Annotated in this window: 28 protein-coding genes and 1 pseudogene; 2 read left to right on the top strand and 27 right to left on the bottom strand. The window is 46.7% G+C overall.

Annotated features, from left to right (window positions below):
• Nucleotides 1–126 precede the first annotated feature (126 nt).
• The 11 genes from IRE19_RS06955 to IRE19_RS06905 form a co-directional block, all read right to left on the bottom strand.
• Entirely contained in the window at nt 127–699 is a 573-nt protein-coding gene (locus IRE19_RS06955; RefSeq protein WP_203339810.1) for a ComE operon protein 2, read from the bottom strand.
• Nucleotides 700–780: 81 nt separating this feature from the next.
• Nucleotides 781–1,365 (bottom strand): helix-hairpin-helix domain-containing protein, encoded by a 585-nt coding sequence (locus IRE19_RS06950; protein WP_238943113.1) that lies wholly within the window; start codon nt 1,363–1,365, stop codon nt 781–783.
• Nucleotides 1,366–1,542: 177 nt separating this feature from the next.
• Nucleotides 1,543–2,265, bottom strand: a complete 723-nt coding sequence (locus IRE19_RS06945) for a class I SAM-dependent DNA methyltransferase (protein ID WP_203339809.1) — start codon at nt 2,263–2,265, stop codon at nt 1,543–1,545.
• Entirely contained in the window at nt 2,262–2,600 is a 339-nt protein-coding gene (gene rsfS / locus IRE19_RS06940) for a ribosome silencing factor (RefSeq protein WP_142827773.1), read from the bottom strand. The genes IRE19_RS06945 and rsfS overlap by 4 nt, the downstream gene beginning before the upstream one ends.
• Entirely contained in the window at nt 2,597–3,172 is a 576-nt protein-coding gene (gene yqeK / locus IRE19_RS06935) for a bis(5'-nucleosyl)-tetraphosphatase (symmetrical) YqeK (protein WP_203339808.1), read from the bottom strand. Before yqeK ends, rsfS begins: the two co-directional genes overlap by 4 nt.
• Nucleotides 3,141–3,728, bottom strand: a complete 588-nt coding sequence (locus tag IRE19_RS06930) for a nicotinate-nucleotide adenylyltransferase (RefSeq protein ID WP_203339807.1) — start codon at nt 3,726–3,728, stop codon at nt 3,141–3,143. The genes yqeK and IRE19_RS06930 overlap by 32 nt, the downstream gene beginning before the upstream one ends.
• Nucleotides 3,725–4,024 (bottom strand): ribosome assembly RNA-binding protein YhbY, encoded by a 300-nt coding sequence (yhbY, locus tag IRE19_RS06925; RefSeq protein ID WP_191715915.1) that lies wholly within the window; start codon nt 4,022–4,024, stop codon nt 3,725–3,727. The genes IRE19_RS06930 and yhbY overlap by 4 nt, the downstream gene beginning before the upstream one ends.
• A complete protein-coding gene (gene aroE / locus IRE19_RS06920) occupies nt 4,011–4,838 on the bottom strand; it encodes a shikimate dehydrogenase (RefSeq protein WP_191715916.1) in 828 nt (275 codons plus the stop codon). The genes yhbY and aroE overlap by 14 nt, the downstream gene beginning before the upstream one ends.
• An 11-nt stretch (nt 4,839–4,849) precedes the next feature.
• Nucleotides 4,850–5,953: a ribosome biogenesis GTPase YqeH gene (yqeH, locus tag IRE19_RS06915; RefSeq protein WP_191715917.1), complete on the bottom strand. Its 1,104-nt coding sequence runs from the start codon at nt 5,951–5,953 to the stop codon at nt 4,850–4,852.
• The gene (locus tag IRE19_RS06910; RefSeq protein ID WP_191715918.1) at nt 5,950–6,471 is read right to left on the bottom strand and encodes a YqeG family HAD IIIA-type phosphatase; all 522 of its coding nucleotides are present in this window, start codon (nt 6,469–6,471) and stop codon (nt 5,950–5,952) included. Before IRE19_RS06910 ends, yqeH begins: the two co-directional genes overlap by 4 nt.
• A 38-nt stretch (nt 6,472–6,509) precedes the next feature.
• A complete protein-coding gene (locus IRE19_RS06905) occupies nt 6,510–7,283 on the bottom strand; it encodes a phosphatidylserine decarboxylase (RefSeq protein WP_203339806.1) in 774 nt (257 codons plus the stop codon).
• A 95-nt stretch (nt 7,284–7,378) separates the two neighbouring features.
• Between IRE19_RS06905 and pssA the strand changes: the two genes are divergently transcribed.
• On the top strand, nt 7,379–7,918 hold the full coding sequence (gene pssA / locus IRE19_RS06900; protein ID WP_203339805.1) for a CDP-diacylglycerol--serine O-phosphatidyltransferase: 540 nt from the start codon (nt 7,379–7,381) through the stop codon (nt 7,916–7,918).
• 57 nt (nt 7,919–7,975) lie between these two features.
• Here pssA and mtnN read toward each other — a convergent pair whose 3' ends face one another.
• The 15 genes and pseudogenes from mtnN to cymR form a co-directional block, all read right to left on the bottom strand.
• Nucleotides 7,976–8,680 (bottom strand): 5'-methylthioadenosine/S-adenosylhomocysteine nucleosidase, encoded by a 705-nt coding sequence (mtnN, locus tag IRE19_RS06895; protein WP_191715921.1) that lies wholly within the window; start codon nt 8,678–8,680, stop codon nt 7,976–7,978.
• A 78-nt stretch (nt 8,681–8,758) separates the two neighbouring features.
• Nucleotides 8,759–9,490: a DUF1510 family protein gene (locus IRE19_RS06890; RefSeq protein ID WP_203339804.1), complete on the bottom strand. Its 732-nt coding sequence runs from the start codon at nt 9,488–9,490 to the stop codon at nt 8,759–8,761.
• 132 nt (nt 9,491–9,622) lie between these two features.
• Entirely contained in the window at nt 9,623–10,099 is a 477-nt protein-coding gene (greA, locus tag IRE19_RS06885) for a transcription elongation factor GreA (RefSeq protein ID WP_203339803.1), read from the bottom strand.
• Nucleotides 10,100–10,179: 80 nt separating this feature from the next.
• Nucleotides 10,180–10,824 (bottom strand): annotated as a pseudogene (gene udk, locus IRE19_RS06880) (uridine kinase); the annotation flags it as partial.
• A gap of 16 nt (nt 10,825–10,840) precedes the next feature.
• Complete coding sequence (locus tag IRE19_RS06875) at nt 10,841–11,446, bottom strand: O-methyltransferase (RefSeq protein ID WP_203339801.1); 606 nt, start codon at nt 11,444–11,446, stop codon at nt 10,841–10,843.
• Between the two features lie 91 nt (nt 11,447–11,537).
• Nucleotides 11,538–12,662, bottom strand: coding sequence for an endolytic transglycosylase MltG (gene mltG / locus IRE19_RS06870; protein ID WP_203339800.1), 1,125 nt, complete (start codon nt 12,660–12,662; stop codon nt 11,538–11,540).
• A gap of 125 nt (nt 12,663–12,787) precedes the next feature.
• A complete protein-coding gene (locus tag IRE19_RS06865) occupies nt 12,788–13,096 on the bottom strand; it encodes a DUF1292 domain-containing protein (RefSeq protein WP_191715927.1) in 309 nt (102 codons plus the stop codon).
• Nucleotides 13,097–13,109: 13 nt separating this feature from the next.
• Nucleotides 13,110–13,526, bottom strand: coding sequence for a Holliday junction resolvase RuvX (ruvX, locus tag IRE19_RS06860; RefSeq protein ID WP_191715928.1), 417 nt, complete (start codon nt 13,524–13,526; stop codon nt 13,110–13,112).
• A 2-nt stretch (nt 13,527–13,528) separates the two neighbouring features.
• Complete coding sequence (locus IRE19_RS06855) at nt 13,529–13,795, bottom strand: IreB family regulatory phosphoprotein (RefSeq protein WP_191715929.1); 267 nt, start codon at nt 13,793–13,795, stop codon at nt 13,529–13,531.
• An 89-nt stretch (nt 13,796–13,884) separates the two neighbouring features.
• Nucleotides 13,885–16,509, bottom strand: coding sequence for an alanine--tRNA ligase (gene alaS / locus IRE19_RS06850; RefSeq protein WP_203339799.1), 2,625 nt, complete (start codon nt 16,507–16,509; stop codon nt 13,885–13,887).
• A 661-nt stretch (nt 16,510–17,170) separates the two neighbouring features.
• Nucleotides 17,171–19,588 carry an SF1B family DNA helicase RecD2 gene (gene recD2 / locus IRE19_RS06845; RefSeq protein WP_203339798.1) on the bottom strand — a complete coding sequence of 806 codons (2,418 nt, stop codon included), beginning with the start codon at nt 19,586–19,588 and terminating at the stop codon, nt 17,171–17,173.
• 24 nt (nt 19,589–19,612) lie between these two features.
• The gene (locus IRE19_RS06840; RefSeq protein WP_203339797.1) at nt 19,613–20,272 is read right to left on the bottom strand and encodes a tetratricopeptide repeat protein; all 660 of its coding nucleotides are present in this window, start codon (nt 20,270–20,272) and stop codon (nt 19,613–19,615) included.
• A gap of 14 nt (nt 20,273–20,286) precedes the next feature.
• Nucleotides 20,287–21,405, bottom strand: coding sequence for a tRNA 2-thiouridine(34) synthase MnmA (gene mnmA, locus IRE19_RS06835; RefSeq protein WP_203339796.1), 1,119 nt, complete (start codon nt 21,403–21,405; stop codon nt 20,287–20,289).
• 14 nt (nt 21,406–21,419) lie between these two features.
• Complete coding sequence (locus IRE19_RS06830; protein ID WP_203339795.1) at nt 21,420–22,553, bottom strand: cysteine desulfurase family protein; 1,134 nt, start codon at nt 22,551–22,553, stop codon at nt 21,420–21,422.
• Between the two features lie 15 nt (nt 22,554–22,568).
• Nucleotides 22,569–22,985, bottom strand: a complete 417-nt coding sequence (gene cymR / locus IRE19_RS06825) for a cysteine metabolism transcriptional regulator CymR (RefSeq protein ID WP_191716070.1) — start codon at nt 22,983–22,985, stop codon at nt 22,569–22,571.
• 273 nt (nt 22,986–23,258) lie between these two features.
• Between cymR and IRE19_RS06820 the strand changes: the two genes are divergently transcribed.
• Entirely contained in the window at nt 23,259–24,548 is a 1,290-nt protein-coding gene (locus tag IRE19_RS06820) for a replication-associated recombination protein A (RefSeq protein ID WP_203339794.1), read from the top strand.
• 107 nt (nt 24,549–24,655) lie between these two features.
• On the opposite strand, the gene IRE19_RS06815 is transcribed toward IRE19_RS06820, so the two are convergent.
• Nucleotides 24,656–25,420 (bottom strand): tRNA threonylcarbamoyladenosine dehydratase, encoded by a 765-nt coding sequence (locus IRE19_RS06815; protein ID WP_191715936.1) that lies wholly within the window; start codon nt 25,418–25,420, stop codon nt 24,656–24,658.
• Nucleotides 25,421–25,465 lie beyond the last annotated feature (45 nt).

The raw sequence follows: 25,465 nt of genomic DNA, 5'->3' as shown, positions 1-25,465 counted from the left end.
GACTTTCTCTTTTCCAACACATCCAACAAAAAAGCAGCGCCATGAACACGAGTTGAACCGGTGTTTCATGCGCTGCATATGTGGCAAGAGCTGTAGCAGTTGCCAGGTACAAAAATAGATTGGCTGTTACACTTCGACTTCTCCGAATAATTGGTTCACCCGTTCGTTATAATGGGCCAATTCTTCCTCGCTTCCGCCTTTTTCACGTAATTTTTCCAGCAGCTCCATGTATAGAGCTGACTTTTCGACACTTAAAAAGTCGATTTTACGCTCATCGAATACCACTTGCACCACTTCCACACCAGCCTGTTCCAGTAATTCAATGGCGTATTCGTGATTTTTGTAGTCAGTTGCGTAATACAGACGGGAAATGCCTGACTGAATGATCGACTTGGTACATTGCAGACACGGGAAATGACTGACATACATGTCGGCGCCATTTACGCTGACGCCGTATTTGGCGCATTGCAACAGTGCATTCATTTCTGCATGGATGGTACGGACACAATGCCCATCGACGACATAACAGCCTTTATCGATGCAATGGTCGCCGCCTGAAATCGATCCGTTATAACCGCCGGCCATGATTCTGCGGTCGCGCACAATGGTCGCTCCGACCGACAGACGTGTACAAGTACTTCTAAGTGCCAGTAAATGGCTTTGCGCCATGAAGAATTGATCCCAAGTTATTCGCTTCATCTAATTGCCTCCTGCAAGTGTAGTTAAAATAAGTGTAGCAGAGGCAGTCGTTTCGTCAACCGTCTTTTCAAGCCGGTTCCGTTATTTAGTGGTGATCAACTCTTTTAATTGTTCGAAGGTTTTATCGCCGATGCCTGAGACTTCGGTCAATTCCTCCGGTGTTTTGAAGCTGCCGGCTTCTTCCCGGTAAGCAAGGATCGCAGCGGCTTTGGAAGGGCCGATGCCCGGCAACTCCATCAACTCGGTTTCAGTTGCCTGATTGATGTTGATCAAACTGCTGCCGCCCGCTGAAGCTGTCTGTTCCAATGCGGGCAGGACGATTTCTTCACCGGCCGCCGGTACGTATAAACTGGTTTCATCAGCAACAATCAATGCCAAATTGATGGCGCGGCTGTCGGCTTCAGACGTAAATCCACCAGCTGCGTCTATAGCATCCTGCATACGGGAGCCTGGCGCGAGCTCATAAACGCCGGGATTGGCCACTTGGCCTTTCATATCAATCATTACAGTAGATTCGATTACAGGGTCTTCGTTTTCAGGAGTTTCTGTCTGCTGAGGGGATTCAGCGTTGATCAGTTCTAGAGAAGGAACAGGAGTTTTTTCAGGGTTTCCTTGAGGAAATAAAAAATAAATCAACAGCAGCGCAATGGCGGCAGCGGGGATCAACAGCCATGCGGTTTTATTCTGAAGCTGGGAAAGTTTCAGCTGGCATTCCTCGTTTCTTCAGAAGGCAATTAAATAGAAGCTGTTTGAATTATATATTAATTCCATTTCACTTGTCCATCCTTTTCGAAATAGAAAAAAGCCCCCTGCATCAGGCAGGAGGCTGTGGAGAATCAGTGCTTATTTTTTTGCATGAAAGAAAATGCGTTCACTTTCTTCATCTGGAGCCTGATCCGAAAAATCGGCTGTAATCGATTCTATGGAAAATCCGGCTTCTTCCAGCCACTTGATGTAAACATCCACCGGGAAAGTCAATTGTTCGTGCGTTTCTTCGAAGCGCTCAAACAAGCCATTCTGGCGGACAAAAAAAGTCATGTCATGAATCACACTATGTTCTGCCTCTCCAGGCTCGGTATGCCAAATATAAGCGATTTCCTCTGCATCATAAACAAACGGACTGTCCATATAAACTGTATCCACTTTGAAAACGGAATGCACATCAAAGAAAAAATGGCCTCCTGAGTTCAAGGCTTCATAAGCTTCCCTGAACGTCTGCCGGACCTGTTTGCCGCTCTGCAGATAATTTAAGGAATCGATTGCAATCGTGACGATATCGAAACCGGCAAGCCCTTCCAAGTTGTCCATGGACAATTGAAGCACCGGAATAGACTGGTTTGCCTCTTGAAACCGTTGATTGGCGACCGTCAGCATGTCTTCAGACAAATCGCTTGCGGTCACTTCATAGCCCATTTCAGCAAAAAGCTGTGACAATGTGCCGGTTCCGCACGCCACGTCCAGCAATTTGCCGGACAGGACGTGGGAAGCGACCCACTCCACATACTTTTCATAAGGAATATCTTCCATCAGTCCATCATAGACTGCGGCAAATTTTCCGTATTTCATATTTCCATTTGCGGAGCTTCTCTCCACAGGCGTTCAAGGTTATAGTACGAGCGTTCGTCTTTATGGAAAACGTGGGCTACCACATCTCCAAGGTCAACAAGGATCCAGCGTGCTGAATCGAATCCTTCAACACTTTTCACTTCGTGGCCTTCTTCGTGTGCTTTGTCCATGATTTCTTTTGCAATCGATTGGACTTGGCGATCGGAGTTCCCTGTACAAATAACGAAGAAATCAGCCAAAAGCGAAATCCCCTCCATATTCAAGACAACGATGTCTTCCGCTTTTTTGTCTTCCGCAGCATTATAAGCTACTTGCAGTAAAGTTTCTTTAGTCATTCTTTCACTTTCCCTTTCTGTTGCACGAAGTAGTTGTAGCACTTCAGTGAATCCGGAAATACCGGTTGATTTTTTGATACTAAAAATTCGATGGAATGTTTAACCGAGGCTTCCATCATAACATCCAATCCCCGATCTTTTAATTGTCGCAATTCTTCAACACCGGAAAACTTTCGGTTGGGCTCGATCAAATCGGCAATATAGACGACTTTTTCCAAGTCAGACATCGCTTCGCGCCCCGTCGTATGGTAACGGATGGCATTCAGGACATCTTCATCCTCCACTCCGAATTCGGTAGTTGCCAAATAAGCGCCAACCGGTGCATGCCAAAGTTCCGCATGGTATTCAAGCAAGAGCGGGTCCATCTCTTCAGAGACAATGATGGATTTCATCCAGTCACGATCCGAAAACTTCGCAACGTCGTGAAGAATGGCAGCAATTTCAGCTTTGGATTCAGAAACATTGAATTCCTTTGCCAGTTCAATCGCCGTATCCACTACCCCAAGCACATGCGTAAAACGATTGTCAGGCAGCCGTTCTTTAACTTTCTCCAACATTTGGCTTGGCTCCATACAACCCCTCCTCTCGAATAAATGCTTCCACTTTGTCAGGCACCAAAAATGCCAGCGGCCGCCCAACAGCAGCACGTTCTCTCAACATGGTCGATGACAGCAGCAATTCAGGTGAATCGATCATCATGACCGGATAAGGCGTTTCTGTATTATACCCCGGACGCTTGACTCCGATAAAGCGAACCAACTTCACCAAATCATCGATGCGATACCAGGAAGGCAAACCTTCCACCATATCTCCGCCGATGATGAAGTAAAATTCCGCATCCGGTTCTTTTTCTGTCAGCTTTGTCAATGTATCAAACGAATAGGAAACGCCGCCGCTGTTGATTTCGAATTCCTCCACCCGGAATTGCGGATGGCCGGATATCGCCAGTCGTGTCATTTCCAGCCGCTGCTCAGCACTGGCTCCCGCTACATCTTTATGAGGTGCAATAAAATTCGGCATGAAGCGCACTTCATCCAGTTTCGCTGAATGGTATGCTTCGCTGGCCATAATCAGATGGCCGAGATGAGGTGGATTGAATGTTCCGCCCAATATCCCGACTTTTTTCATCGTTTGACCGGCAGCTCGATTCGTTTGTTGTTGACCGATTGCTTGTAAAGGACCACCGTATGACCAATCAATTGGACCAATTCCGATTTGGTGCCTTTTGCAAGAGCTTTCGCCACTTCATCTTTGCCGTCTTCATTGTTTTGCAGAATGCTGATTTTTACCAATTCGCGTTTTTCTAATGCTTCTTTGATTTGTACAAGCATCGCTTCATTGACGCCGCCTTTTCCTACCTGGAAAATCGGATCAAGATGATGTGCTTCGCTTCTCAAAAAGCTTTTTTGTTTAGTTGTTAACATAAGTGCCTCCTAGTTTTTCTGTGATCAATTGAATCATTTTCTCGGTGTTCGGCTGAACGCCCGTCCATTTCTCAAATGCAATTGCACCTTGATAGACGAACATGCCGACTCCGTTTACTGTCACGCAGTTTTTTTCTTTTGCTTTTTCTAAAAAAGGGGTAACCAAAGGTGTGTAGATGATATCCGCCGCTACTGTCCCAGCCTTGATCCGTTCCAAGGAAATCGGCAACGCTTCCCCTGTCGACAAACCGACTGAAGTGGTTTGGATGACAACAGAGAATTCTGCCAGCCGCTCTTCAGATTCCAAAAGAGTCACAGCGCTGGCACCGATTTCAGCAGCCAATTCCTCGGCTCTCCGGAATGTCCGGTTGGTGATGGTAATATCGGCAAAACCTGCACGTTTTAATGCAAAAGCGATGCCTCTTGCAGCGCCACCGGCACCAATCAGCAACACTTTCGCTGTCTTATCGACCGGATGCACGAGCAATGACCGGACAAAACCATCGCCATCGGTATTTGAACCCACAAATTCTTTGCCATCAAAATGCACGGTATTGACCGTATTCATCTGCATGGCGCTTTCGTCCAGGCTGCCGAGAAACGGCACAATGGACTGCTTATGCGGCAAGGTGATATTGAAACCGCTGATACCCAAGGTTTTCATGGCTTCAAAAGATTTTTCCAAATGTTCCGGTTCCACATGGATCGGAATATAGGCCGCATCGATGCCATGCTCGTCAAACCATGTTTCATGCATAAACGGGGATAGGGAGTGGGCAATCGGATCACCGATTACCGCGTACCATTTCTTCATCCAAAAACCTCCTAGATCAGCGATGGGCGCAACATGACTTCTACACCTTTAGGGGCATGGGCAGCAATAACTGCGTTGCCGTGCTGAATCGTGATCCAGCCAAGCCCGGAAAATACGATATCTGTTTTGGCATCTTTAACACGGAATTCATGGCGCACCAATTCAGGGAATTCGTCTTTATATTCAGCTGAAGGCGGCGCCAGCATATCTCCCAGATGCTGCTCATAGAGGGCATCTGCATTTTCCAATTTCGTACGGTGTATCGGCAGGTCATTGGCAACATGGACCGTAAACGATGAACGCTCCCCCTGAATAAAGTCAAAGCGCGCCAACCCTCCCACAAACAAGGTCTGCTCGGCATTCAGCTGGAACACACGCGGCTTGATTTCTTTTTTCGGCATGATCTGCTTTAGATCTGCTGTTTTTAAATGATGAGCCAATTGGTGATGGTTGATGATTCCCGGCGTATCAAATAATGAACGTTTGTCATCCAAAGGAATTTCAATCATATCCAATGTCGTTCCAGGGAAATGTGACGTTGTGATGACATCCGATTGGCCAGTCGCCTGTTTGATGACACGGTTGATGAACGTCGATTTCCCAACGTTTGTACAGCCGACCACGTAAACGTCTTTGCCTTTGCGGTACTTTTCAATGGCTTCCATCGCTTCCGGAACTCCTGTCCCTTTATGGGCACTGACCGTCAAGACATCGATTGGGTGCAAGCCCAATTTTTTGGCTTCCTGCTTCATCCAATTGACGAGTTTCTGTTGTTTGACCGACTTCGGCAGAAGATCCGCTTTGTTGGCAACTAATAAAATATCATTATTCCCTACAAAACGGTGAAGGCCTGGAAGCCAGCTGCCGTTGAAATCGAAAATATCGACGATTTTCACGATCAGTCCATCACGTTCGCCCAATCCATTTAAAATACGCAGGAAATCATCATCCGTCAACGATACCGGCTGAAGTTCATTGTAATTCTTTAAACGGAAACAGCGTTGGCAAATAATTTCTTCTTTTTCCAATGAAGACGGCGGAGCGTAACCTACCTCTTCTTTGTTTTCAGTTTGAATCTGTACACCGCATCCGATGCAAGTTGGCATTTCACTCAATTTTCTTCCTCCCACATCAATTGTCCTTTTTCTTTCAATCTCTTCATGATTCTGCGCTCGACTCTCCGGTTAAAACGGGTGAAAAACCCATCTGATTGCGCTACTGGCAATACCAGGATCGTATGCATCTTATTTAAGTTGCCTCCGAAAATATCCGTCAGCATCTGATCCCCGATCACCACTACCTGATCGCGTTTTGCTTCCATGATCCGAAGCGCCTTGCGGAAAGCGCGGCCCATCGGTTTGCGTGCCTGGTGAATAAATGGAATACCTAAAGGATCCGCAAAAGATTTAACGCGCAATTCCTTGTTGTTGGAAACGATGACGACTTGAATGCCGGCTTCCTTCATTGATTTAAGCCATTCAATCAATTTTGGCGTCGCATCCGGACGGTCCCATTCCACCAGCGTATTATCCAAATCCGTAATGATTCCTTTAATATTCTTTTCAATTAATGTTTCCGGTTTAATGTCAAAAACGTCTTTTACATATTGGCTTGGTACAAAATTCTGATACACGGCAACCCACTCCTGTTTTCCTAACTTAATTCTACTGATTATACCATAATTCCTAACGGTTCTCCCACCTTGATCCGATTGCCATTCGACATATCTTCAACAAATTCAATGGAGTTCGCCTCAAAAAACAAAACAACTGTGGAACCAAAACTGAAATACCCCACTTCGTTTCCTTTTTGCCATTCGCCGCCAGTTTCGGTCAATTTGATGGAATTGACGAACATGGCGCCGACTTTGACTACCAGCATATTGCCGAAAGCGGTATAGAGTTCAGTGACCATTCGGTAATTGCCACTGATCGGCGCTTTGCCATATTGTAATCCGGCAGCATTAACCGGGTAGGATTTTTTTCCAAGTACATACTGCCTGTTGACCTTGCCGTCAGCAGGGCTGTGGATCCGGTGGTAATCGGCCGGAGACAAATAAAGCACTGCGTATTTTCCATCCTGATAGCGATCGGCTAAAGCCTTATCCCCTAAAAGGTCAGCTAACGAGTAATGCTGTCCTTTTACAAGAAAATGGACATTTTCATGCAGGTCACCGGCAATTTCAATTTTTCCATCGACAGGAGAAACTACTGGTGCCGGAGCGACTGGGCGGCTCCCGGGCGACAATTTCCGCACGAAGAAATCATGGAGAGTCGAAAAAGAGTCTAACGGTTTTTCAACATCATCCGTTAAAATCTGATAGGCTTTAATATACCCCGGAATAAATCTGCGGCTGTTTTTAGATTGGGCAAATTTGCGGATTAAATTTGAAGTATAAGCTCCATTGGTCAATTCGATGGAGCGCTGGTACAAATATTTTTTCATAGAGATGCCTCCGTTGCTAAAATAGTCTACCATTTTTTTACCTTTCACAGTATAATAGAGTGAACAAGTTTACAAAAAAGAAGGAGTGTTTTCCATTGTTAATTACAGAAAGAATGGATCACACCATAAAAAAATTGAGGTCACAGACAGCGAACATTATTACAATCGGTAATATGCTGTTTGGTGGTGCCTCTCTTATGGCCACTTTAAATGGATCATATAGCTATAGTGTGCTATTTATATTTATCGCGGCTTTTTTGGACCGCTTTGACGGTATGGTGGCAAGAAAGTTCAATCAGGAATCCGATTTAGGCAAACAGCTCGATTCAATGAGTGACATATTATCCTTTGGTGTTGCACCCGCAATTTTAATGTACCAGCTCGTTTTATCAGATTTCGGTTTTGTCGGAATGGTTTTTACTGTTATCTACATTTCGTGCGGCGCTTTCCGTCTGGCACGCTTCAACATTTCAGATGCGACAGGTTATTTTACCGGTTTGCCGATTACTGCAGCAGGTACTGTCATCACCCTTTCATACTTTGGGGTGCCAGCTTTTTCACCGGTCGTCTTTATGTTCCTGTTCATCCTTTGTTCATTGCTGATGGTCAGCACATTCACCTTGAGAAAAGTTTAAAAAAGCTGAGCGACGTTGAGAAAACGTCCTCAGCTTTTTTGTTGTCTTTCGGGAAGCTTAAATGCGTGCTGCCAATTGGCTGATGACATTAAAGACGATTTCCGTTGAATGTTTAGCTGCCACTGGCAGGAACTCATCGAAAGATACCGATGATTCCTTTCCGGCAATGTCTGATAAAGCACGGATTACCACAAAGGCAACATCGAATTGATAGCAGACCTGTGCAACCGCAGCCGCTTCCATTTCAGCTGCTTTCATCGTCGGGAAATATTCACGCACTTTGGCAACACGTTCAGGATCGTTCATGAACGAATCGCCAGTTGCGATCAATCCGACTGCATAATCATGCTGTCCCATTTCCTTGACTGCTTTAATTGCCAGTTCAATCAATTCTTCGTTCGAAGTGAATGCAGCCGGCAATTGAGGGACTTGTCCCATTTCATAGCCGAAGACTGTAACATCCACGTCGTGATGGCGAACTTCATCCGATATGACGACTGCCCCAACTTCGAGTTCTTCATCAAAACCTCCTGCAGAGCCGATATTGATGACGATATCCGGCTGGTATTGCTGAAGGAGAATCGTTGTAGACATTGCAGCATTCACCTTGCCGATGCCGCTTTTCAACAACACGATCTCCTGGCCTGCGTATGTACCTAAAGTGAATTCACATTTAGCGATTTCTTCAGTCTGCGGACTTTCCAGTCGGCTTCTCAATAATTGAACTTCTTCTTCCATCGCACCAATCACACCGATTTTCATTTTTGCATTCCTCATTCCAGCGTCGATTTATATTACCTGTTTCAATTACTCATACTAGCAAAGAAAAAGACGCCTTTATCAATAGGCGCCTTGCAGCGTTTTCAATACATCCATCTTCACTGGTTTCCAGCCTTCGCCATCCACCCACTCCAAATGGACACGGTATTTCTCAGATTCGTCTTTAGACTGTACAGTCGCAATCGATTTCTGAGGGCCTCCGCCATTTTTGATCATCATGACGTACATATTGTTTGAGTCAAGGCCAGTTGCATAGGAAACAGCTTTGACTTTTTCATTCCAGTCAACAGAATCCTTCTGGTAAACGGAAACATGGTCTCCTTTTTGCTTGGTGCCAACCGGCTCCCAGCTTGTATTGATCACTGTTTCGTCTACAATCGGATCGCTCGAATCTTCACGTGTGATGGTTCCGCCTTTTGTGACAGATCCCTCTTCTTCTTTTTCTTTTTCTTCTTTAGCTTTCTTGGCTGCTTCTTCTTTAGCTTTTGCTTCTTCTTCAGCTTTCTTGGCTGCTTCTTCTTCAGCTTTTGCTTCAGCGTCTTCATCCTCGTCACCGGCACTTGCGCTTTCACCGTCATCAGAGCCACTCGTTTGTTCTTCGGTACCAGTTGAGATTGCCACTTCTTCAGACTCGTTGGCCTGATCGTCCCCTCCGCTAAATAGCATAGAAACTCCAATAATGAGAATCAATGCAAATACCAGACCGATCATGATGTTCAAAATGGAATTTGACCGATTTTTTTCTTTCTTTTTCTTCAAACGAGAGGGATACGGTTTTTCTTCGTTCGTCATTGGATGTCCCCCTTTCTTGTAAGTTTAACATATAATCTTCATGACAAATTTGACGTTTCAACGATAATTTCGTTTCATATCGGGTAAAGTTAATGAAAAACGGCCATCCTGCATGCAGAATGGCCGCTTCCATCACGTGATAGAAAGAATTTTGATTTCCATTTCTCCGCCAGGCGTCAATACTTTCACATTTTCACCAATTGTGCGGCCGATCATGCTTTTCGCAATAGGAGAATCATTAGAAATGCGGCCTTCTAAAGGATCCGCTTCTGCTGATCCGACGATTGTATAAGATTCTTTATCGCCATCTGGAACTTCTATAAATGTCACAGTCGTCCCCAAACGAACGATATCCTTATTTGATTCGTTTTCATTTATGATAACGGCGTTACGGATCATCGATTCAAGCGTCGAAATACGGCCTTCTACAAAAGCCTGATCTTCTTTCGCAGAATCATACTCTGAGTTCTCGGACAAATCTCCGAAACTGCGGGCTACTTTAATCCGTTCCACTACTTCTTTTCTTTTTACCGTTTTTAAGAAATCCAGTTCGTCTTCCAACTTCTGCTTTCCTGCAGCTGTCATTGGAAATTGTTTTTCGTTAGCCATTCTTTCCACTCCTTCAACTGCTGACCTGGATGCATAGGTGCAACCGTCAGTCTGGTCTCATCATATTATAGTTTAACAATCTATTCAAGAATAGTTTTGATTTTTGTGACCATTAAATCAATCGCCACTTCGTTTTGCCCGCCTTCTGGAATAATTACATCTGCATAACGTTTTGTCGGCTCGATAAATTGGTTGTGCATTGGGCGGACAACCGTCAAATATTGCTCGATGACGGAATCGATGGTACGGCCGCGTTCATTGATATCGCGCAACAAACGGCGAATGATCCGCAAATCGCCATCCGTGTCGACAAACAGCTTGATGTCCATCAAATCGCGCAGGCGTGAATCTTCAAGCACTAAAATGCCTTCCAGTATGATAACATCTTTTGGGTCAATTAGCACCGTTTCTTCTGCACGGGTGTGCAAAGCGTAATTATAGACCGGCTTTTCGATTGGTCTGCGTTCAAGCAAATCATTGATGTGTTCAATCAGCAGATCTGTATCAAATGCCAATGGATGATCATAGTTTGTTTCCAGGCGTTCTTGGAAGGCCAAATGGCTTTGGTCTTTGTAATAATAGTCCTGTTCGATTACCACCACTGAGTTTTCTTTAAATACTTCATAAATGGAGTTCGTGACACTCGTTTTCCCCGAGCCCGAACCCCCTGCGATCCCAATAACGACCGGCCGATTCTTAGACATGTTGTTTAGCTCCTTGCAAACCTCGTTTTTAGTGTGTTCATTTCTTTTTGCAAATCATAATGCCATCGCCCACTGACAATAATTGCGTGTCATAAGCAGGGTGATGGAGCATATGTTCTTTAAATGATGCAAGATTACGGATCATTGTACGTTTTCTTCTGGGAACTTCGGACAGTGGAATGTCAGAGAGTCCATGCATCGCCATGTTATCGCAATATATAATTCCGCCTGTTGCCAATAAGCTTTCGTACTTGTCGAAAAAGCGTTCATACTGGCCTTTGGCGGCATCGATAAAAATAGCGTCATACTGTGGTTTCAGTTCCGATAAGGCAAGTTCCAATGCATCTGCATGATAAATGCGGATCTGTTCCCCGAAACCTGATTGCGCAATAAATTCAACCGCTTTTTCATAGCGGGAAGCATCCCGTTCAACCGTATCCACTGTACATTCCGGCAGTGCCTCAGCCATTTTAATTGCTGAAAATCCAATGGCTGAACCGATTTCCAAAATCCGTTCGGGTTGTTGTGCTTTCAGTAAATCCACCAGCTCCCGGATTCCCTGATCTTCCATAATCGGCACATGATGTGCCGCTGCATAAGCTTGAACCGCTTTAAGCGTCGTTGATAATTGATTGTTCACCATACTGGAAAGCTCCTTTTCGGCTAAGCAAAAATTACTTCAAATCTTACCATAAAAAGAGAAGGAAAGCGAGGGCGCTTCCTTCTCGATGGCTTTACTTACCGATATGTTCATCCCGGTTGGCCAAATGTTCTTCATAGGTCTTGGCAAAATGATTCGTACCTGTAGAATCAGCCAAGAAATAGAAATATTCGGTTTCAGCGGGATCCAACACCGCTTCAATCGAAGAACCTCCAGCATTTGCAATCGGTCCAGGCGGCAGTCCTTTATTCTTGTAAGTACTGAATGGATGTTCAAACTCATAATCTGTATTGAAGAGACGATCCTTGTGTTCGCCCATCGCATAAATGACCGTTGGATCCGTCTGCAATGGCATGTCATCGTTCAGTCGGTTATAGAATACGCTGGCGATGGTCTGGCGGTCTGATTGAGCCGTTGCCTCTTCTTCCAGTAGGGAAGCGAATGTCAGAAGCCAATGTGGGGTCTCGCCTTGTTCTTCCAAAACGCTTTGGTATTGCATGACATTTGCTTGTGTCGTATCGAGCATTTGCTCAATAATCAGCGTCAGCGATGGGTCTTCATCGTAGATCGGATAAGTTGCTGGGAACAAATAACCTTCCAACGCATAGCGGATGTCTTCATTCAAAATCTCATCCGTCAGCAGATCGGGGTATTTGACCATCAGTTCTTCGATGTAAGCAGGATCCTGAATTTTCTCCAAGAACTCTTCTGCCGTAAACGATGTTTTCTTCGCGATGACATTTTCAGCAATTTCTTCTACAGTCAAACCTTCCGGAACATTGATGGTGAATAACGGCTCGCGGTAGACTTTTCCGCTTTTCAGGCTTTCCGTAATTTCATCCAATGTCATGGATGGCAACAAGTCGTATGTCCCTGCCTGAAATTCGGATTCATTGTTGAATTTAACGTAATATTTGTAGATGCGGGCATCTTCGATAATGCCGTTTTCTTCAAGCAATGCTGCAATACTGTCCAGACTCGAACCGATTGGAACTTCGACAGTAACCACTTCTTCAGAATCCGGATCAACCGGTTCCAGGCCGTTCGTGATGTAATTGTAGGTTTGAAAGCCTGCGATTCCGATGATGACCAATAGGATCAGCGCGACTATTAAGACGATGCGTCGGACGACTCTCACTTCCTTCTTTTTTTCTTTCATGCGTTCAAACATGATCTCTTTTTTTGACGGTTTCTCCACGGGTTCCCCCCCCAGCTTTTCTCTTCTGCAAAAGTTGATTTAATTCTCTCAACTTCTATCAGTATACAAGAAAAGTGCACAAAAGAAAAAGACGGAATCAGCAAACAATTCCGTCCCTTCCACTTTTATAGTTCTTCGTTTTCTTCTTCTTCGTCAAGGAACGTATTCAACATCTCTTCGATCATGTCCCACTCTTCATCAGTTTCAACCGGGCGAAGTTCTCCGCCGCCAACAGTTTCGTCTGATTCAGGGTTTTCCGTGAAGGAAGATGCATGAATTTCAATTTCGCCTTCTTCATCTTCTTCAGCGCCTACCGGGAAATACAAAACATATGATTTTCCGAAGTCTTCTGATTCAAATGTGAACAATACTTCAAATAATTGTTCGTTGCCGTTTTCGTCCACGACTGTAATGTGCTCTTGTCCGTGTTCCATTTGTGTCACCTCATCATTTTTTAAAATCAAGATAGCCTTGCAAAATCATGACTGCCGCCATCTTGTCGATCACTTTTTTGCGATTTTTGCGGCTGACGTCCGCGGAGATCAACATCTTTTCTGCTGCCGACGTCGTAAGCCGTTCATCCCATAGGACCACCGGTATACTATACGCTTCTTTCAGCAAAGCTGCAAATCTTTCGGAAGCTTCAGCGCGCGGCCCGATAGAGTTATTCATGTTTTTCGGGTAGCCGACGACCGCTTCGGTCACTTCATATTGCTTGATCAGCTCGCCAAGGCGGGCCATTCCGAATTCTTCGATCGCTTCATTTATTTTGACGGTTTCGATTCCTTGAGCTGTCCAGCCCATCGGGTCGCTGATTGCGACGCCGACTGTCTTCGATCCGACATCAAGTCCCATTATACGCATGATTATTCCCCGTTATTCTTTTTAATATAGAACTTTACAAGCTCTTCCAGAATTTCATCCCGTTCCAGTTTGCGAATCATATTTCGCGCATCCTGATGGCGAGGAATATAAGCCGGATCACCTGATAATAAATATCCGACAATCTGATTGATCGGGTTATAGCCTTTTTCTTCAAGTGCAGCATGGACTTGAAGCATCACTTGCTTCACATCTTGCTCCATCGACTCATCAGAAGAATCGAATTTCATAGTTCGATCAAATGAACTCACGACAAGCACCTCGCTTTCGGATTTTGAATAGGAATACTTACTCCTGCTGTCTGATTTCCATTATAACCGATAGCGTCGATTTATTAAACCTATTTCACTAAGCTATAGACTGATTCGAGCGCCGCGTCCAATTTTCCAGGATCTTTGGCGCCTGCCATTGCCATATCCGGACGTCCGCCGCCTTTGCCGCCGCACAGTTCTGCCACATGTTTGACGATTTGGCCAGCGTGATATTCCCCACCGGCTAAATCTTTCGTAACACCTGCCGCCAGCATGACTTTTTCTCCATCTGTTGCCCCAAGAACGATCACCGCTTTATCGATTTTCGTTTTCAGGTCATCCATCATCTGGCGCAGCTGGTTATTATCCTTCGCTTCAACTTTAACAGAGAGGACAGTAATATCGCCTACTTTTTGCGCGCTGTCTAGAATGCCGGCAGATTGGGCATTGGAAATTTTTGCAAGCAGCGATTCGTTTTCACGCTGCAGCGATTTCATTTCCGCTTGGACAGACTGGACTTTTTGGACCATGTCTTTTGGAGATGATTTCAGGAGGCCGGATGCCTGTTCCAAGATATGTTCACTGTCTTTCAAACTTTCGTAAGCGCCTTTTCCTGTAACAGCTTCAATTCTGCGGATGCCGGCGCCGATGCCGCCTTCTGAAACAATTTTGAACAAACCGATTTCCGATGTATTCGTTACATGGACACCGCCGCATAGTTCAAGTGAGTACCCGCCAATTTCAACGACACGGACAACATCTCCGTATTTCTCGCCGAATAAAGCCATCGCACCCATTTCTTTTGCTTCCTGCAAATTATGGTAGCCGGTCTGGACGGCAATGCCTTCCCAGACTTTTTCATTGACGATTTTTTCGATCGTCTCCAATTCTTCTGTCGTCACCTGGCCGAAATGCGAGAAGTCGAAACGCAGACGGTCTGGCCCTACGTAAGATCCTGCCTGGTTAACATGCGTGCCTAGAACATCTTTTAGTGCTTGATGCAGAAGATGCGTCGCTGTATGATTCTTGACCGTGTGGCGGCGCTCTGAAGCATCGACTTGTGCGTGGACAGTGGATTTCGTCAATTCACCGGTTTCAACTCGTACAGAATGAAGATTCTGGCCATTCGGCGCTTTTTTGACATCCAGTACAGCTGCTTGAACCAAATCGTTGCTCAATGTCCCGTGGTCTGCAATCTGCCCGCCGCTTTCCGCATAGAATGGCGTCTGGTCCAGGATAACTTGAACTTCTTCCCCTTCGTGGGCACTTTCTGCCAATTCGCCATCTTTAATGATAAACAGCACTTGCGCATCGGCTACCGTTTGGCTATAGCCGATAAATTCACTGTTGTCTTTAATATTGCCCAATACTTCCGATTGCGTCTGCATTGAATTGACATTTTGACGCGCATTTCTTGCACGGTCACGCTGTGCCTGCATCGCTGCTTCGAATCCCTTATGGTCAATCGCCATGCCTTCCTCTTCCGCATATTCTTCTGTAAGCTCCACAGGGAAGCCATAAGTGTCATACAAACGGAATGCGTCTTCGCCTGGAATTTCCGTCTGGCCAGCCGCTTTTTGTTTTTCTACAACGGACGATAATATAGCCAAGCCATCATGCAACGTTTCGTGGAAACGTTCTTCTTCAAGCTTCATGACGCGGATAATAAAGTCCTGTTTGTCGCTGACTTCCGGGTAGAAGTTTTTCATGATGTCCCCGACCACTGGAACCAGTTCAAACAAGAACGGTTTCTCGACGCCCAGCTTTTTCGCATAGCGTACAGCACGGCGCAGCAAGCGGCGCAATACATAGCCACGGCCTTCATTCGACGGAAGCGCTCCGTCCCCGATTGCAAATGCCACGGTGCGGATGTGGTCAGCGATTACTTTGAAAGCCATATCCATATCGGCATCTTGGCCATATTTCTTACCTGAAATTTCTTCGGTTTTCTGGATAATCGGAATGAACAGATCCGTGTCATAGTTTGTCGGTACGTCTTGGACAACGGAAGTGATGCGTTCCAAGCCCATTCCTGTATCGATGTTCTGTTTCGGAAGCGGTGTGTACGTATGGTCGGGATTGTGGTTGAACTGAGAGAAAACCAAATTCCAGATTTCCAAATAGCGATCATTTTCGCCCCCTGGATACAATTCAGGGTCATTCAAATCATTGCCATAGCTCTCACCGCGGTCGTAGAAAATTTCCGAGTTCGGGCCACTCGGGCCTTCGCCGATGTCCCAGAAGTTGCCTTCCAGGCGGATGATGCGTTCAGCAGGAACGCCGACTTCATTCAACCAAATGCCATATGCTTCTTCATCTTCCGGATGGATCGTTACGGATAATTTCTCCGGATCGAAACCAATCCATTTGTCATCAGTCAGGAATTCCCACGCCCAGTGGATCGCTTCGGTTTTAAAGTATTCACCGATGGAGAAATTGCCGAGCATCTCAAAGAATGTATGGTGGCGTGCTGTTTTGCCGACGTTTTCGATATCGTTCGTCCGGATTGATTTTTGCGCATTGACGATCCGTGGATTCTCAGGAATGACGCGGCCGTCGAAATATTTCTTCAATGTCGCCACGCCGCTGTTGATCCACAATAGGGACGGATCTTCAAACGGCACAAGCGGTGCGCTCGGTTCCTGGTCATGGCCTTTTTCTTTAAAGAAATCAATATACATTTGTCTGATGTCTTCAGCTTTCAAGTTTTTCATCTTTTTTTCCTCCTCAACAATATAAAAAGCCCTCATCCCAAAAAAGGGACGAAGGCTTTATTTCGCGGTACCACCCTAGTTACACAAAGCCGGAAGCTTCATGTCTCTCGAACACCTTAACGCGGTTCAACGGCAGGGATTAGCTGCACTCCGGAGTAGCTTTCTAAAATCAAATCTCGTCGGGGCCTTTCAGCCTGGGGCCCTGTTTCTGTCCGGATGCGATTTTATACTGTCTCCATCAATGTGTTTGTCTATCAGTCTAATTTGAATTATAGAAAAAGCCTGGAGTGATGTCAATAGAAGGGTGAAGAAATCGCTTCAGGCGGATGTTTTTGAACATGAATCAAAAATCTTCCCAATTGGAGTGGTTGCTTTCCGTTTCGGCGCTCGCTTTCCGCGGGTTAGCGCCCAAGCAACCGGTATGAAAAAACAAACTTTTTACGTGTACATCTTGAACCGCTCAGTTCGCTAGGTTCTATCCATGTTCTTTAGCTTGTACCAATTCCACAGGAAGATACCGACCAATATAGATCAATCAATATTATTCAGACAAAGCTGGCTTCGCTATGCAGAAGCAATCAATTTCTCCGCTGCTCCCGCGGAATAGCTAAGCAGTTTTGAGAAATAGCAACATCGCAATCTATCTTTGCAATTTACTACATCAAGCTTCCATGAATTTCTGTGGTGTGATGCCCTCCATGCCGATCATCGGGTGGATGGCGTGGACGTTTTCCGTGGTCAGGCTGACCGGTCCGCTCTGGACGGCTTCGGCTTTTTTCATGGTTTGCTGTTCGGTTTTCGGTTCTTCTGCTGCAACTGCCAGACGGTTTTTCAAGGTAGTCATCCGCTGCATGTCATCCGTCCGTTCAACACCGTAACGGAAAACGCTAGGGTCTCCGCACAGGATCAGAAAATCCCTGCTGCGGGTGATGCCGGTGTAAAGTAGGTTGCGACGCAGCATTTTCATATAGCCGCGGACAACCGGCATGATGACGGTCGGGAACTCCGACCCTTGCGATTTATGGATCGAGCAGCAATAGGCCAACGTCAGCTGGTTCAGGTCGCTGCGTTCGTAGGTCACTTCGATGCCATCGAATGACGCCACCAGCATGTCCTGCTTTTCGACTGTTTCTTTCGCTTTGAGAATGGCTACAACTTCGCCCATGTCGCCATTGAAGACGTTGCTTTCCGGCTGGTTGACCAGCTGCAGGATTTTGTCGCCGATGCGGTAGGTGATGTCGCCGAATACCAGTTCTTTGCGTTTGCCGTCGGCATTCGGATTGACCATTTCCTGGATCAGCCGGTTCAAGGCATCGATTCCTGCCGGTCCTTTATACATCGGCGCCAGCACTTGGATATCCTTGATTGAATGGCCTTTCGACAAGGCACTTTTCACGACTTTTTCAACCACTGATGGAATTTGATCCGCTCCCGCTTTGATGAATGAGCGGTCTGCTGTTTTCGCGGTAATGTCTTCCGGCAATTTGCCTTTTTTCATTTGGTGCGCCAGCTCGATGATGGAAGATCCTGAAGACTGGCGGTAAATCTCGGTCAATTCCACCGTAGGAATCCGTTTTGATTCAAGCAGGTCCCGCAGCACTTGCCCCGGTCCTACCGGCGGCAATTGGTCTTGGTCCCCGACAAAAATCAATTGGGCATCTTCCGGAACGGCTTTCAGGAGCTGGTGCGCAAGCCAAGTGTCGACCATGGACATTTCGTCGATGATGATCAATTTGCCTTCGATTTCCTTTTCGGTTTCTTCGTCTTTTTCCTGTCCGTTAAAACCCAACAAGCGGTGGATGGTCATCGCCGGCAAATCGGTCGATTCGCTCAAGCGTTTGGCCGCCCGTCCTGTCGGTGCTGCCAGGATGATTGGAAATGGTTCTTTTTTCTTGGCGTACTCTTTTGGATCCAGAGATAAACCATGCAGCTCTGCGTAGATTTCAACCAATCCGCGGACTACGGTCGTCTTGCCGGTACCCGGGCCGCCCGTCAGAATCATGACCGATGAGTTGATGCTGTTTTCAATGGCATCCACCTGCGTTTCAGCGTAATTGACGCCCAGCCGCTCTTCCGCTTCTCCGAGTGCTTTGCGGACTTCTGAACTCGGGAATTTCGTGCGGGTTTCCTGCTCTGCCAGCAAGGTTTCCAGTTTGGTCGCAATGCCCACTTCCGAATAATAAAGCGATGGCAAATAGAGCCGCGTTTCTTCCCCTGCGACTTTGCCTTCTTCGTTCAATTCGATGGCCGCTTTGGAGATCGCATCAATCGGAATTTCTGCCTGCTGGCGCGATTCAAGCATTTCTTTAACCATTGGGATCAAGGTTTTAGCATCGACATAAACATGCCCATCCGACAAGGATGCCTGGTTAAGGATATGCAGGATAGATGCTTTGATGCGGTCGGGGTGGGCGCCGGTGATGCCGAGTTTCATTCCCAGTTCATCGGCACGCTGGAAACCGATGCCTTCGATTTCTTCGATCAGCTGGAAAGGGTTTTTCGTCAAAATATCAATGGTTTCTTCACGGTAAGCCTGGTAGATCCGCATCCCGATTTGCGGGCCAAATCCCCAGTCGTTGAGCTGGATCATAACGCGCTCAAGTCCGAGATTCATCTGCAGCGTCGCACGGATCGTGTCTTTTTTATCGTCCGACAGACGCGGCACTTTGTCCAATGCATCCGGATCTTCCAAAATCTTTTTAATGGCGTCTTTGCCAAGTTTTTTGACGATGGTTTCAGCCGTCTTGCGGCCGATGCCATTGAACATATCACTCGACAGATAATGGATAATGCCTTGTTCAGTTTCGGGCACTTCCTTGGTGAAGGTTTCCACCTGGAACTGGACGCCGTATCGCGGGTGGTTTTTCACCACGCCGGTAAACCGGTATTGCTCTTCCATGGTCAGCATCGGGAAATAGCCCGATACGATGATTTCTTTTTCGGTATAAGGGGTGTTGGTTTCCTGGATTTTCACTTTCGCGATGGAGAATAAATTTTGGGGATTGTGAAAAATCGAGACGACAGGACGCCCTAATACAAACTGTTTTTCTTCTTGAAATAAATCGATTTGTCCGGTCATTTCTGTCGTCTCCTTTTCACGTGGCTATTCCAGTGTTGTTGCGATCATATCGTACGCGTAGCGCGCCATTTCATTGCGGTCATCAAGTGTATATGCATGTTTCAGGTGATGCATGGCATCTTCCGTGCGGTTGGTGGAAACCGCATAAAGAACACCCAGGTTATAATGGGCGTCCGAGTGGTTCGGATCCTGTTCAAGCACCTGTAGAAATTGCGGTTCTGCCAGCTCGAACAATTCCAATGATGCCAGAGTGATGCCATAGCTCAAGCGAGCCTGGACATCGCCTTCATCCAGCTCTACTGCACGCTGCAGATAAGGCAGCGCCAATTTAGGCTGCTCCAGCTTTTCGAAGCATTTGCCGATCATGAAATGCGCATCTGCGCCTTCCAATTCGTATTGCAGCGCTTTTTCGTATAACTTCAATGCTTCTTCGTAACGCTCTGAATTGAAATAAAGATTGGCGAGGCCGTAATAAGCCGTCGCCGAGGTTTCAGAAAGCGTGATTGCTTTTTGGAAAAAGCGTTCTGCACGGTCGATTTCGTCCATGGAAGTCAACACATGGCCAAAGTTGATGTAGCCAAGCGGATTATCCGGCTGCTCTTCAATCGCTTGTGTAAAAGCTTTGATCGCTTCTTCCGTGTTGCCTTCCTGTAAAGCCTGTATGCCGATTTCGTTGTAATTCATCGCTGTCTCTCCCATTACCCTACATATTCCAAACGCGCACCATTTTTAAAGACACGGTCGATGGTTCCGCCGCCCAGACATTCTTCGCCGTCATAAAAAACAACGGCTTGTCCTGGTGTAATGGCACGGACCGGTTCTGCAAATGTCACGATGGCTTCCTCGCCTTTAAATTCCACTGTAACGCCGACATCCTGTTGGCGGTAGCGGAATTTCGCTGTGCACTCCAAAATGCCGGTCGGTGCTGTATTTGACGTGAAGCTTAAGTTTACTGCAGTCAGGCTATCCGAGAATAGAGCATCGTGATGGATATTTTGCCCAACGTATAAAACATTCTTTTTCAAATCTTTACCGATGACGAACCAAGGGTCGCCGGCGCCGCCGATGCCAAGCCCTTGCCGTTGGCCGATCGTGTAATACATCAAACCGTCATGCGTGCCCATTTTGACGCCTTCCAACGTCTCCATCTGGCCGGGTTGAGCCGGCAAGTATTGCCCAAGGAATTCCTTGAAATTGCGTTCGCCAATGAAACAGATGCCTGTGGAATCTTTTTTCGTTGCTGTTGCAAGTCCAGCTTCCAATGCGATTTCACGGACCTTTTTCTTTTCCATATGGCCGATCGGGAACATCACTTTAGACAATTGGCTTTGATCCAATTGGTTCAGGAAATACGTCTGGTCTTTGTTGTTGTCTTTGCCGCGCAGCATTTTTGTTTCCCCGTTTGCCGCGTGTTCTACCTGTGCGTAATGGCCGGTCGCCAAATAATCTGCACCCAGGCTCAAAGCGTGTTCAAGGAATGCTTTAAATTTGATTTCCTTGTTGCACATGACATCAGGATTCGGTGTACGCCCTGCTTTGTACTCTTCCAGGAAATATGTGAAAACCTTATCCCAGTACTGCTTTTCAAAATTGACGGCATAATACGGAATGCCAATCTGGTTGCAGACACGGATAACATCTTCGTAATCTTCCGTCGCTGTACAGACGCCGTTTTCATCGGTGTCATCCCAGTTCTTCATGAAGATGCCAATGACATCATAACCCTGTTCTTTCAATAAATAAGCGGCAACCGAAGAGTCGACCCCTCCGGACATGCCGACGACAACACGTGTATCTTGTGGTGCTTTTGCAGTCATTATCTCTCACCTTTTCATTTTAACGCCAAACGCTGGCTGATTTGAGCTGTCTTTGCAGCAGCTTGTTCAATATCCTCAGGCGCCAATCCGAATCCGAAACTGAATCGGATGGAATTGCGGATTTCAGCAGCTTGTTCACCGTACATGGCCACGAGCACATGGGAAGGATCAATTGACCCGGCTGTGCAGGCGGACCCGCTTGAAGCTGAAATTCCCGCTAAATCCAGATTGACCAGAAACGATTCGATCTCGATGCCTGGAATGCTGAGATTTAAAATATGCGGCAGTTGATTGCTGCCGTTTTCCTTGTAATCAATGCCTTGCTGATTCAATGCGGATTTGAAGATGGTTTTGTAGTACTCATATGCCGCAGTTTTCTCTTCCATCGTCGACAATGAAATTTCTGCAGCTTTGGCAAATGCGGAAATTGCCGGTACGTTTTCTGTTCCTGCACGGCGTTTGCGTTCCTGTTCTCCGCCATACAACAATGGACTTACCGCTGTTCCTTTACGCTGGTATAGAAAACCGACGCCTTTCGGTCCATTCAGCTTGTGTGCGGATACGGACAATAAATCGACGTTCAATTTCTCAACATCAATCGGCAGCACACCATATGCCTGGACAGCATCCGTGTGGAACGTAATGCCTGTCCCTTTCAGCAGTTCACCGATTTCAGCGACCGGCTGAATGGTGCCGACTTCATTGTTGCCCAGCATCACCGACACTAGAATTGTATCGTCACGCAACGCATTTTTCACGTCTTCTGCTTGGACCTGGCCATTTTCATCAACCGCCAGATAAGTAATGTCGTAGCCTTCCCGTTCCAATTTCTCACAAGCATGCAGAACTGCATGATGTTCGATCACTGTCGTGATGATGTGTTTGCCGCTTTTTTTGGCAGCAGTGCCGAAAACCGCCAAATTGTCCGCTTCGGTTCCGCCGCTGGTGAAAATGATCTCTGTGTCATCAGCGTGGATGCTGTCAGCCAGTAATTTGCGGGCGTCGTCCAATGCCTTGCGGGCGGCTCTTCCGGTCCCGTGTATGCTCGACGGATTGCCATAGACCGTTCCAAGTGCTTCTGAAAAAGTGGAGACCACTTCAGGATGCATCGGAGAAGTCGCTGCATGGTCTAGATAAATTCGATTCATGATTTGCTAACTCCCTTATATATAATACATATAACTTTCAGTTTCACCGTTATTGGCTTTGGCCAAATCTTCAATAGTCGTTGTATCGAGTACATTTTTCACTGCATCACGGATGCGCACCCATAGCTCGCGCTGGGGCTGTTTCTCGTCTTCAATGCCTTCGACCGGCTGTATCGGCCCTTCCAGGACACGAATGACATCTCCTGCAGAAATCTCCCGAGGATGGCGGGTCAACATATAACCGCCATATGCTCCGCGGACACTTTTCACAAGTCCCGAGTTGCGGAGTGGTCCGACGAGCTGTTCCAGGTAGGCTTCCGATAAATCATTTTCTGCAGCAATCTTGCGCAGCGGAAGCGGGCCTTCCCCGTATTGTTTTCCTAATTCGATCATTATGGTCAGACCGTAACGGCCTTTGGTTGATATTTTCATCATTGCACCTCTGAGTTTAATAAATTGAATTTATAATTAGCCGGTCAAGAAATGAAGCAAAACAGTTGTGCCACCAGTAATCCTGCAAAAGCACAGCCGATTTAAAGTATGAAATTAGCAGAATAATGCTAATAATAAATAACTGATCCATGCTAAACAAACACCGATATTCTTCAAAACAGTATAGCATAAATTGGGCCGAATGGACTTGCAATGACTTTTGAAACTTCAAACGCTATACTGATAGAACGAATGTACGGAAGGAGTTTTCTTATGCACAACGAACCTTTAGCTTTCCGTATGCGCCCCCGCACCATCGACGAAGTGGTCGGACAAAAAGATGTTATCGGACCGCATACGGCTCTTTATAAAATGATCAGCAACGGCCACGTGCCGTCTATGCTGCTATACGGTGAACCCGGAATCGGCAAGACCTCCATCGCCCACGCGATCGCAGGCACATCCAATTTGCCGTTCATCGCCTTGAATGCCACCACTTCCGGCAAGAAAGATGTCGAAGAGGTGGTGACCGAGTCACGGATGACCGGGAAAGTCTTGCTGTTTTTGGATGAAATCCATCGTTTCAACAAACTCCAGCAAGATGCTTTGCTTCCGCATGTCGAAAGTGGATCGATCGTCCTCATCGGTGCGACAACGGAAAACCCATTCCATGATGTCAACCCCGCAATCCGCTCTCGCTGTGGTGAAATCAAACAGCTGAAGCGATTAACGCAGGAAGATATCGTTCAGCTCTTGAATGCGGCTTTGACCGACACCAAGCGCGGCCTTGGCAGTGAAGAAATCGCCATTTCTGCAAAACAAGTCGAACGCATCGCAGAAGGCACCAACGGAGATGCACGCAAAGCATTGACGATGCTAGAGTCGATCGTCATCGCTTCTGATGAACGCGATGGCAAATACATCGTGGAAGACCAGATGGTCGAACAGATGATCAAGCGCGTCGGCGTATTCGGCGACAAAAAAGGATCCCACTTCTTCAACCTGCTGTCTGCCCTCCAAAAATCCGTTCGCGGCAGCGATGTCAATGCCGCTATGTATTATTTGGCGCATCTGCTGGAAAACGGAGATTTGACGGCAGTCACACGTCGCTTATTGGTCATGGCCTACGAAGACATTGGGCTAGCCAATCCGGCAGTCGGCGGACACGTGCTGGCAGCTTGCCAGGCTGCAGACCGGCTCGGCCTTCCTGAAGCGCGCATCCCGCTCGCCCAAGCTGTAGCAGAAATGTGTTTGTCCGAAAAATCCAATTCAGCTTACAAAGCAATCGATGCTGCCACTGCAGCCATCAACAAAGGCCAAGTTGGCGACATCCCGCTGCATCTGCGTGATACCCATTACGCAGGCAGTGCGGAACTTGGGCACGGCGGCTACCGCTATCCTCACGACTCTCCGATCGGTTCGTTTGGGGGCTGGGTCGATCAGGACTATTTGCCGAAAGAAGTAAAATCGGCAGAGTTCTACAAACCGGTCATTGCCGGTGAAGAAAAGAAATTTGCCGGGATCTATGAAAAACTGAAGAGTTTCCGGAAAAATAAAAAATGATGTTTTCTTAGCAAAGCCATTTCCTTCGTTGGAAATGGCTTTTTCTCTGTCTGGAATCTTTAAAACAGCACAGAAAAGCCGGCTCAAGGTTAAGAGCCGGCGGCTGGTCAGTTCATGCGGACACGCGTGATGGGAATGGACTTTGTGATGTCGTTGACTACCCAGCTCGCTGCAATCAAGCCGACTGTCGATGGCGTGAAGGCATTTGAGGACGGCGGCATCTGCGCTTTGCGGATGGCTGCATCGGGCTTGCCGACATTTTCTACGACATCTTCGCGGACGATGATCGGGCTTTCATCCGAAAAGATAACTGGAATGCCTTTGTAGATTCCAGCTTGGCGCAGCTTCTTGCGGATGATTTTCGCAAGTGGGTCGGTATGTGTCTTGGAAATATCCGCAATTTTGAAGCGTGTTGGGTCGGTTTTATTGGCCGCTCCCATGCTTGCGATGATTTTGATGCCGCGCTTATAGCATTCTTCCATCAAGTGGACTTTGTAGATCATTGTATCGGAGGCATCAATTACATAGTCCGGATTATAGCTGAAGAATTCCTCATACGTTTCTTCGGTATAGAACATATGCAAGGAAATTACTTTGCATTCAGTGTTGATGTCCGCAATGCGGTCTTTCATGACACCTGCTTTTGACTGCCCAACAGTGGACAGATTGGCGACCAACTGGCGATTGATGTTGGTGATGTCAACATTGTCTTTATCCACCAGGATGATGGTGCCGACGCCGCTGCGTGCGCATGCTTCTGCTGCAAATGAGCCTACGCCTCCGATGCCAAGAATGGCGACTGTCGCGTTTTTCAATAAATCGATTCCTTCTTTTCCTACTGCTAATTCATTTCTGGAGAATTGGTGTAACATTAAGCCACTGCCTTTCAAAGTTGATACGCATAATAGGAATTATAC

Source organism: Planococcus beijingensis (genome assembly GCF_016820615.1).
In the GTDB taxonomy this organism is placed as follows: Bacteria; Bacillota; Bacilli; order Bacillales_A; family Planococcaceae; genus Planococcus; species Planococcus notacanthi.
The sequence above is the reverse complement of the archived record's forward strand: the minus strand, read 5'-3'. Positions and strand labels throughout refer to the sequence as shown.

What these genes read in the sequence shown, in the direction of transcription:
- yhbY (WP_191715915.1), bottom strand. Translation starts at nt 4,024, where the DNA reads ATGTTAACAACTAAACAAAAAAGCTTTTTGAGAAGCGAAGCACATCAT.
- alaS (WP_203339799.1), bottom strand. Translation starts at nt 16,509, where the DNA reads ATGAAAAACTTGAAAGCTGAAGACATCAGACAAATGTATATTGATTTC.
- aroE (WP_191715916.1), bottom strand. Translation starts at nt 4,838, where the DNA reads ATGAAGAAATGGTACGCGGTAATCGGTGATCCGATTGCCCACTCCCTA.
- IRE19_RS06865 (WP_191715927.1), bottom strand. Translation starts at nt 13,096, where the DNA reads ATGGAACACGGACAAGAGCACATTACAGTCGTGGACGAAAACGGCAAC.
- IRE19_RS06930 (WP_203339807.1), bottom strand. Translation starts at nt 3,728, where the DNA reads ATGAAAAAAGTCGGGATATTGGGCGGAACATTCAATCCACCTCATCTC.
- IRE19_RS06945 (WP_203339809.1), bottom strand. Translation starts at nt 2,265, where the DNA reads ATGAAATACGGAAAATTTGCCGCAGTCTATGATGGACTGATGGAAGAT.
- cymR (WP_191716070.1), bottom strand. Translation starts at nt 22,985, where the DNA reads ATGAAAATATCAACCAAAGGCCGTTACGGTCTGACCATAATGATCGAA.
- IRE19_RS06840 (WP_203339797.1), bottom strand. Translation starts at nt 20,272, where the DNA reads ATGAATTACAACGAAATCGGCATACAGGCTTTACAGGAAGGCAACACG.
- mtnN (WP_191715921.1), bottom strand. Translation starts at nt 8,680, where the DNA reads ATGAAAATCGGTGTGATTGGTGCGATGGAAGAAGAAGTTCAATTATTG.
- IRE19_RS06875 (WP_203339801.1), bottom strand. Translation starts at nt 11,446, where the DNA reads ATGGTGAACAATCAATTATCAACGACGCTTAAAGCGGTTCAAGCTTAT.
- greA (WP_203339803.1), bottom strand. Translation starts at nt 10,099, where the DNA reads ATGGCTAACGAAAAACAATTTCCAATGACAGCTGCAGGAAAGCAGAAG.
- ruvX (WP_191715928.1), bottom strand. Translation starts at nt 13,526, where the DNA reads ATGCGTATAATGGGACTTGATGTCGGATCGAAGACAGTCGGCGTCGCA.
- IRE19_RS06905 (WP_203339806.1), bottom strand. Translation starts at nt 7,283, where the DNA reads ATGAAAAAATATTTGTACCAGCGCTCCATCGAATTGACCAATGGAGCT.
- IRE19_RS06830 (WP_203339795.1), bottom strand. Translation starts at nt 22,553, where the DNA reads ATGAATCGAATTTATCTAGACCATGCAGCGACTTCTCCGATGCATCCT.
- yqeK (WP_203339808.1), bottom strand. Translation starts at nt 3,172, where the DNA reads ATGGAGCCAAGCCAAATGTTGGAGAAAGTTAAAGAACGGCTGCCTGAC.
- IRE19_RS06820 (WP_203339794.1), top strand. Translation starts at nt 23,259, where the DNA reads ATGCACAACGAACCTTTAGCTTTCCGTATGCGCCCCCGCACCATCGAC.
- recD2 (WP_203339798.1), bottom strand. Translation starts at nt 19,588, where the DNA reads ATGACCGGACAAATCGATTTATTTCAAGAAGAAAAACAGTTTGTATTA.
- mnmA (WP_203339796.1), bottom strand. Translation starts at nt 21,405, where the DNA reads ATGACTGCAAAAGCACCACAAGATACACGTGTTGTCGTCGGCATGTCC.
- IRE19_RS06890 (WP_203339804.1), bottom strand. Translation starts at nt 9,490, where the DNA reads ATGACGAACGAAGAAAAACCGTATCCCTCTCGTTTGAAGAAAAAGAAA.
- IRE19_RS06955 (WP_203339810.1), bottom strand. Translation starts at nt 699, where the DNA reads ATGAAGCGAATAACTTGGGATCAATTCTTCATGGCGCAAAGCCATTTA.
- IRE19_RS06815 (WP_191715936.1), bottom strand. Translation starts at nt 25,420, where the DNA reads ATGTTACACCAATTCTCCAGAAATGAATTAGCAGTAGGAAAAGAAGGA.
- rsfS (WP_142827773.1), bottom strand. Translation starts at nt 2,600, where the DNA reads ATGACTAAAGAAACTTTACTGCAAGTAGCTTATAATGCTGCGGAAGAC.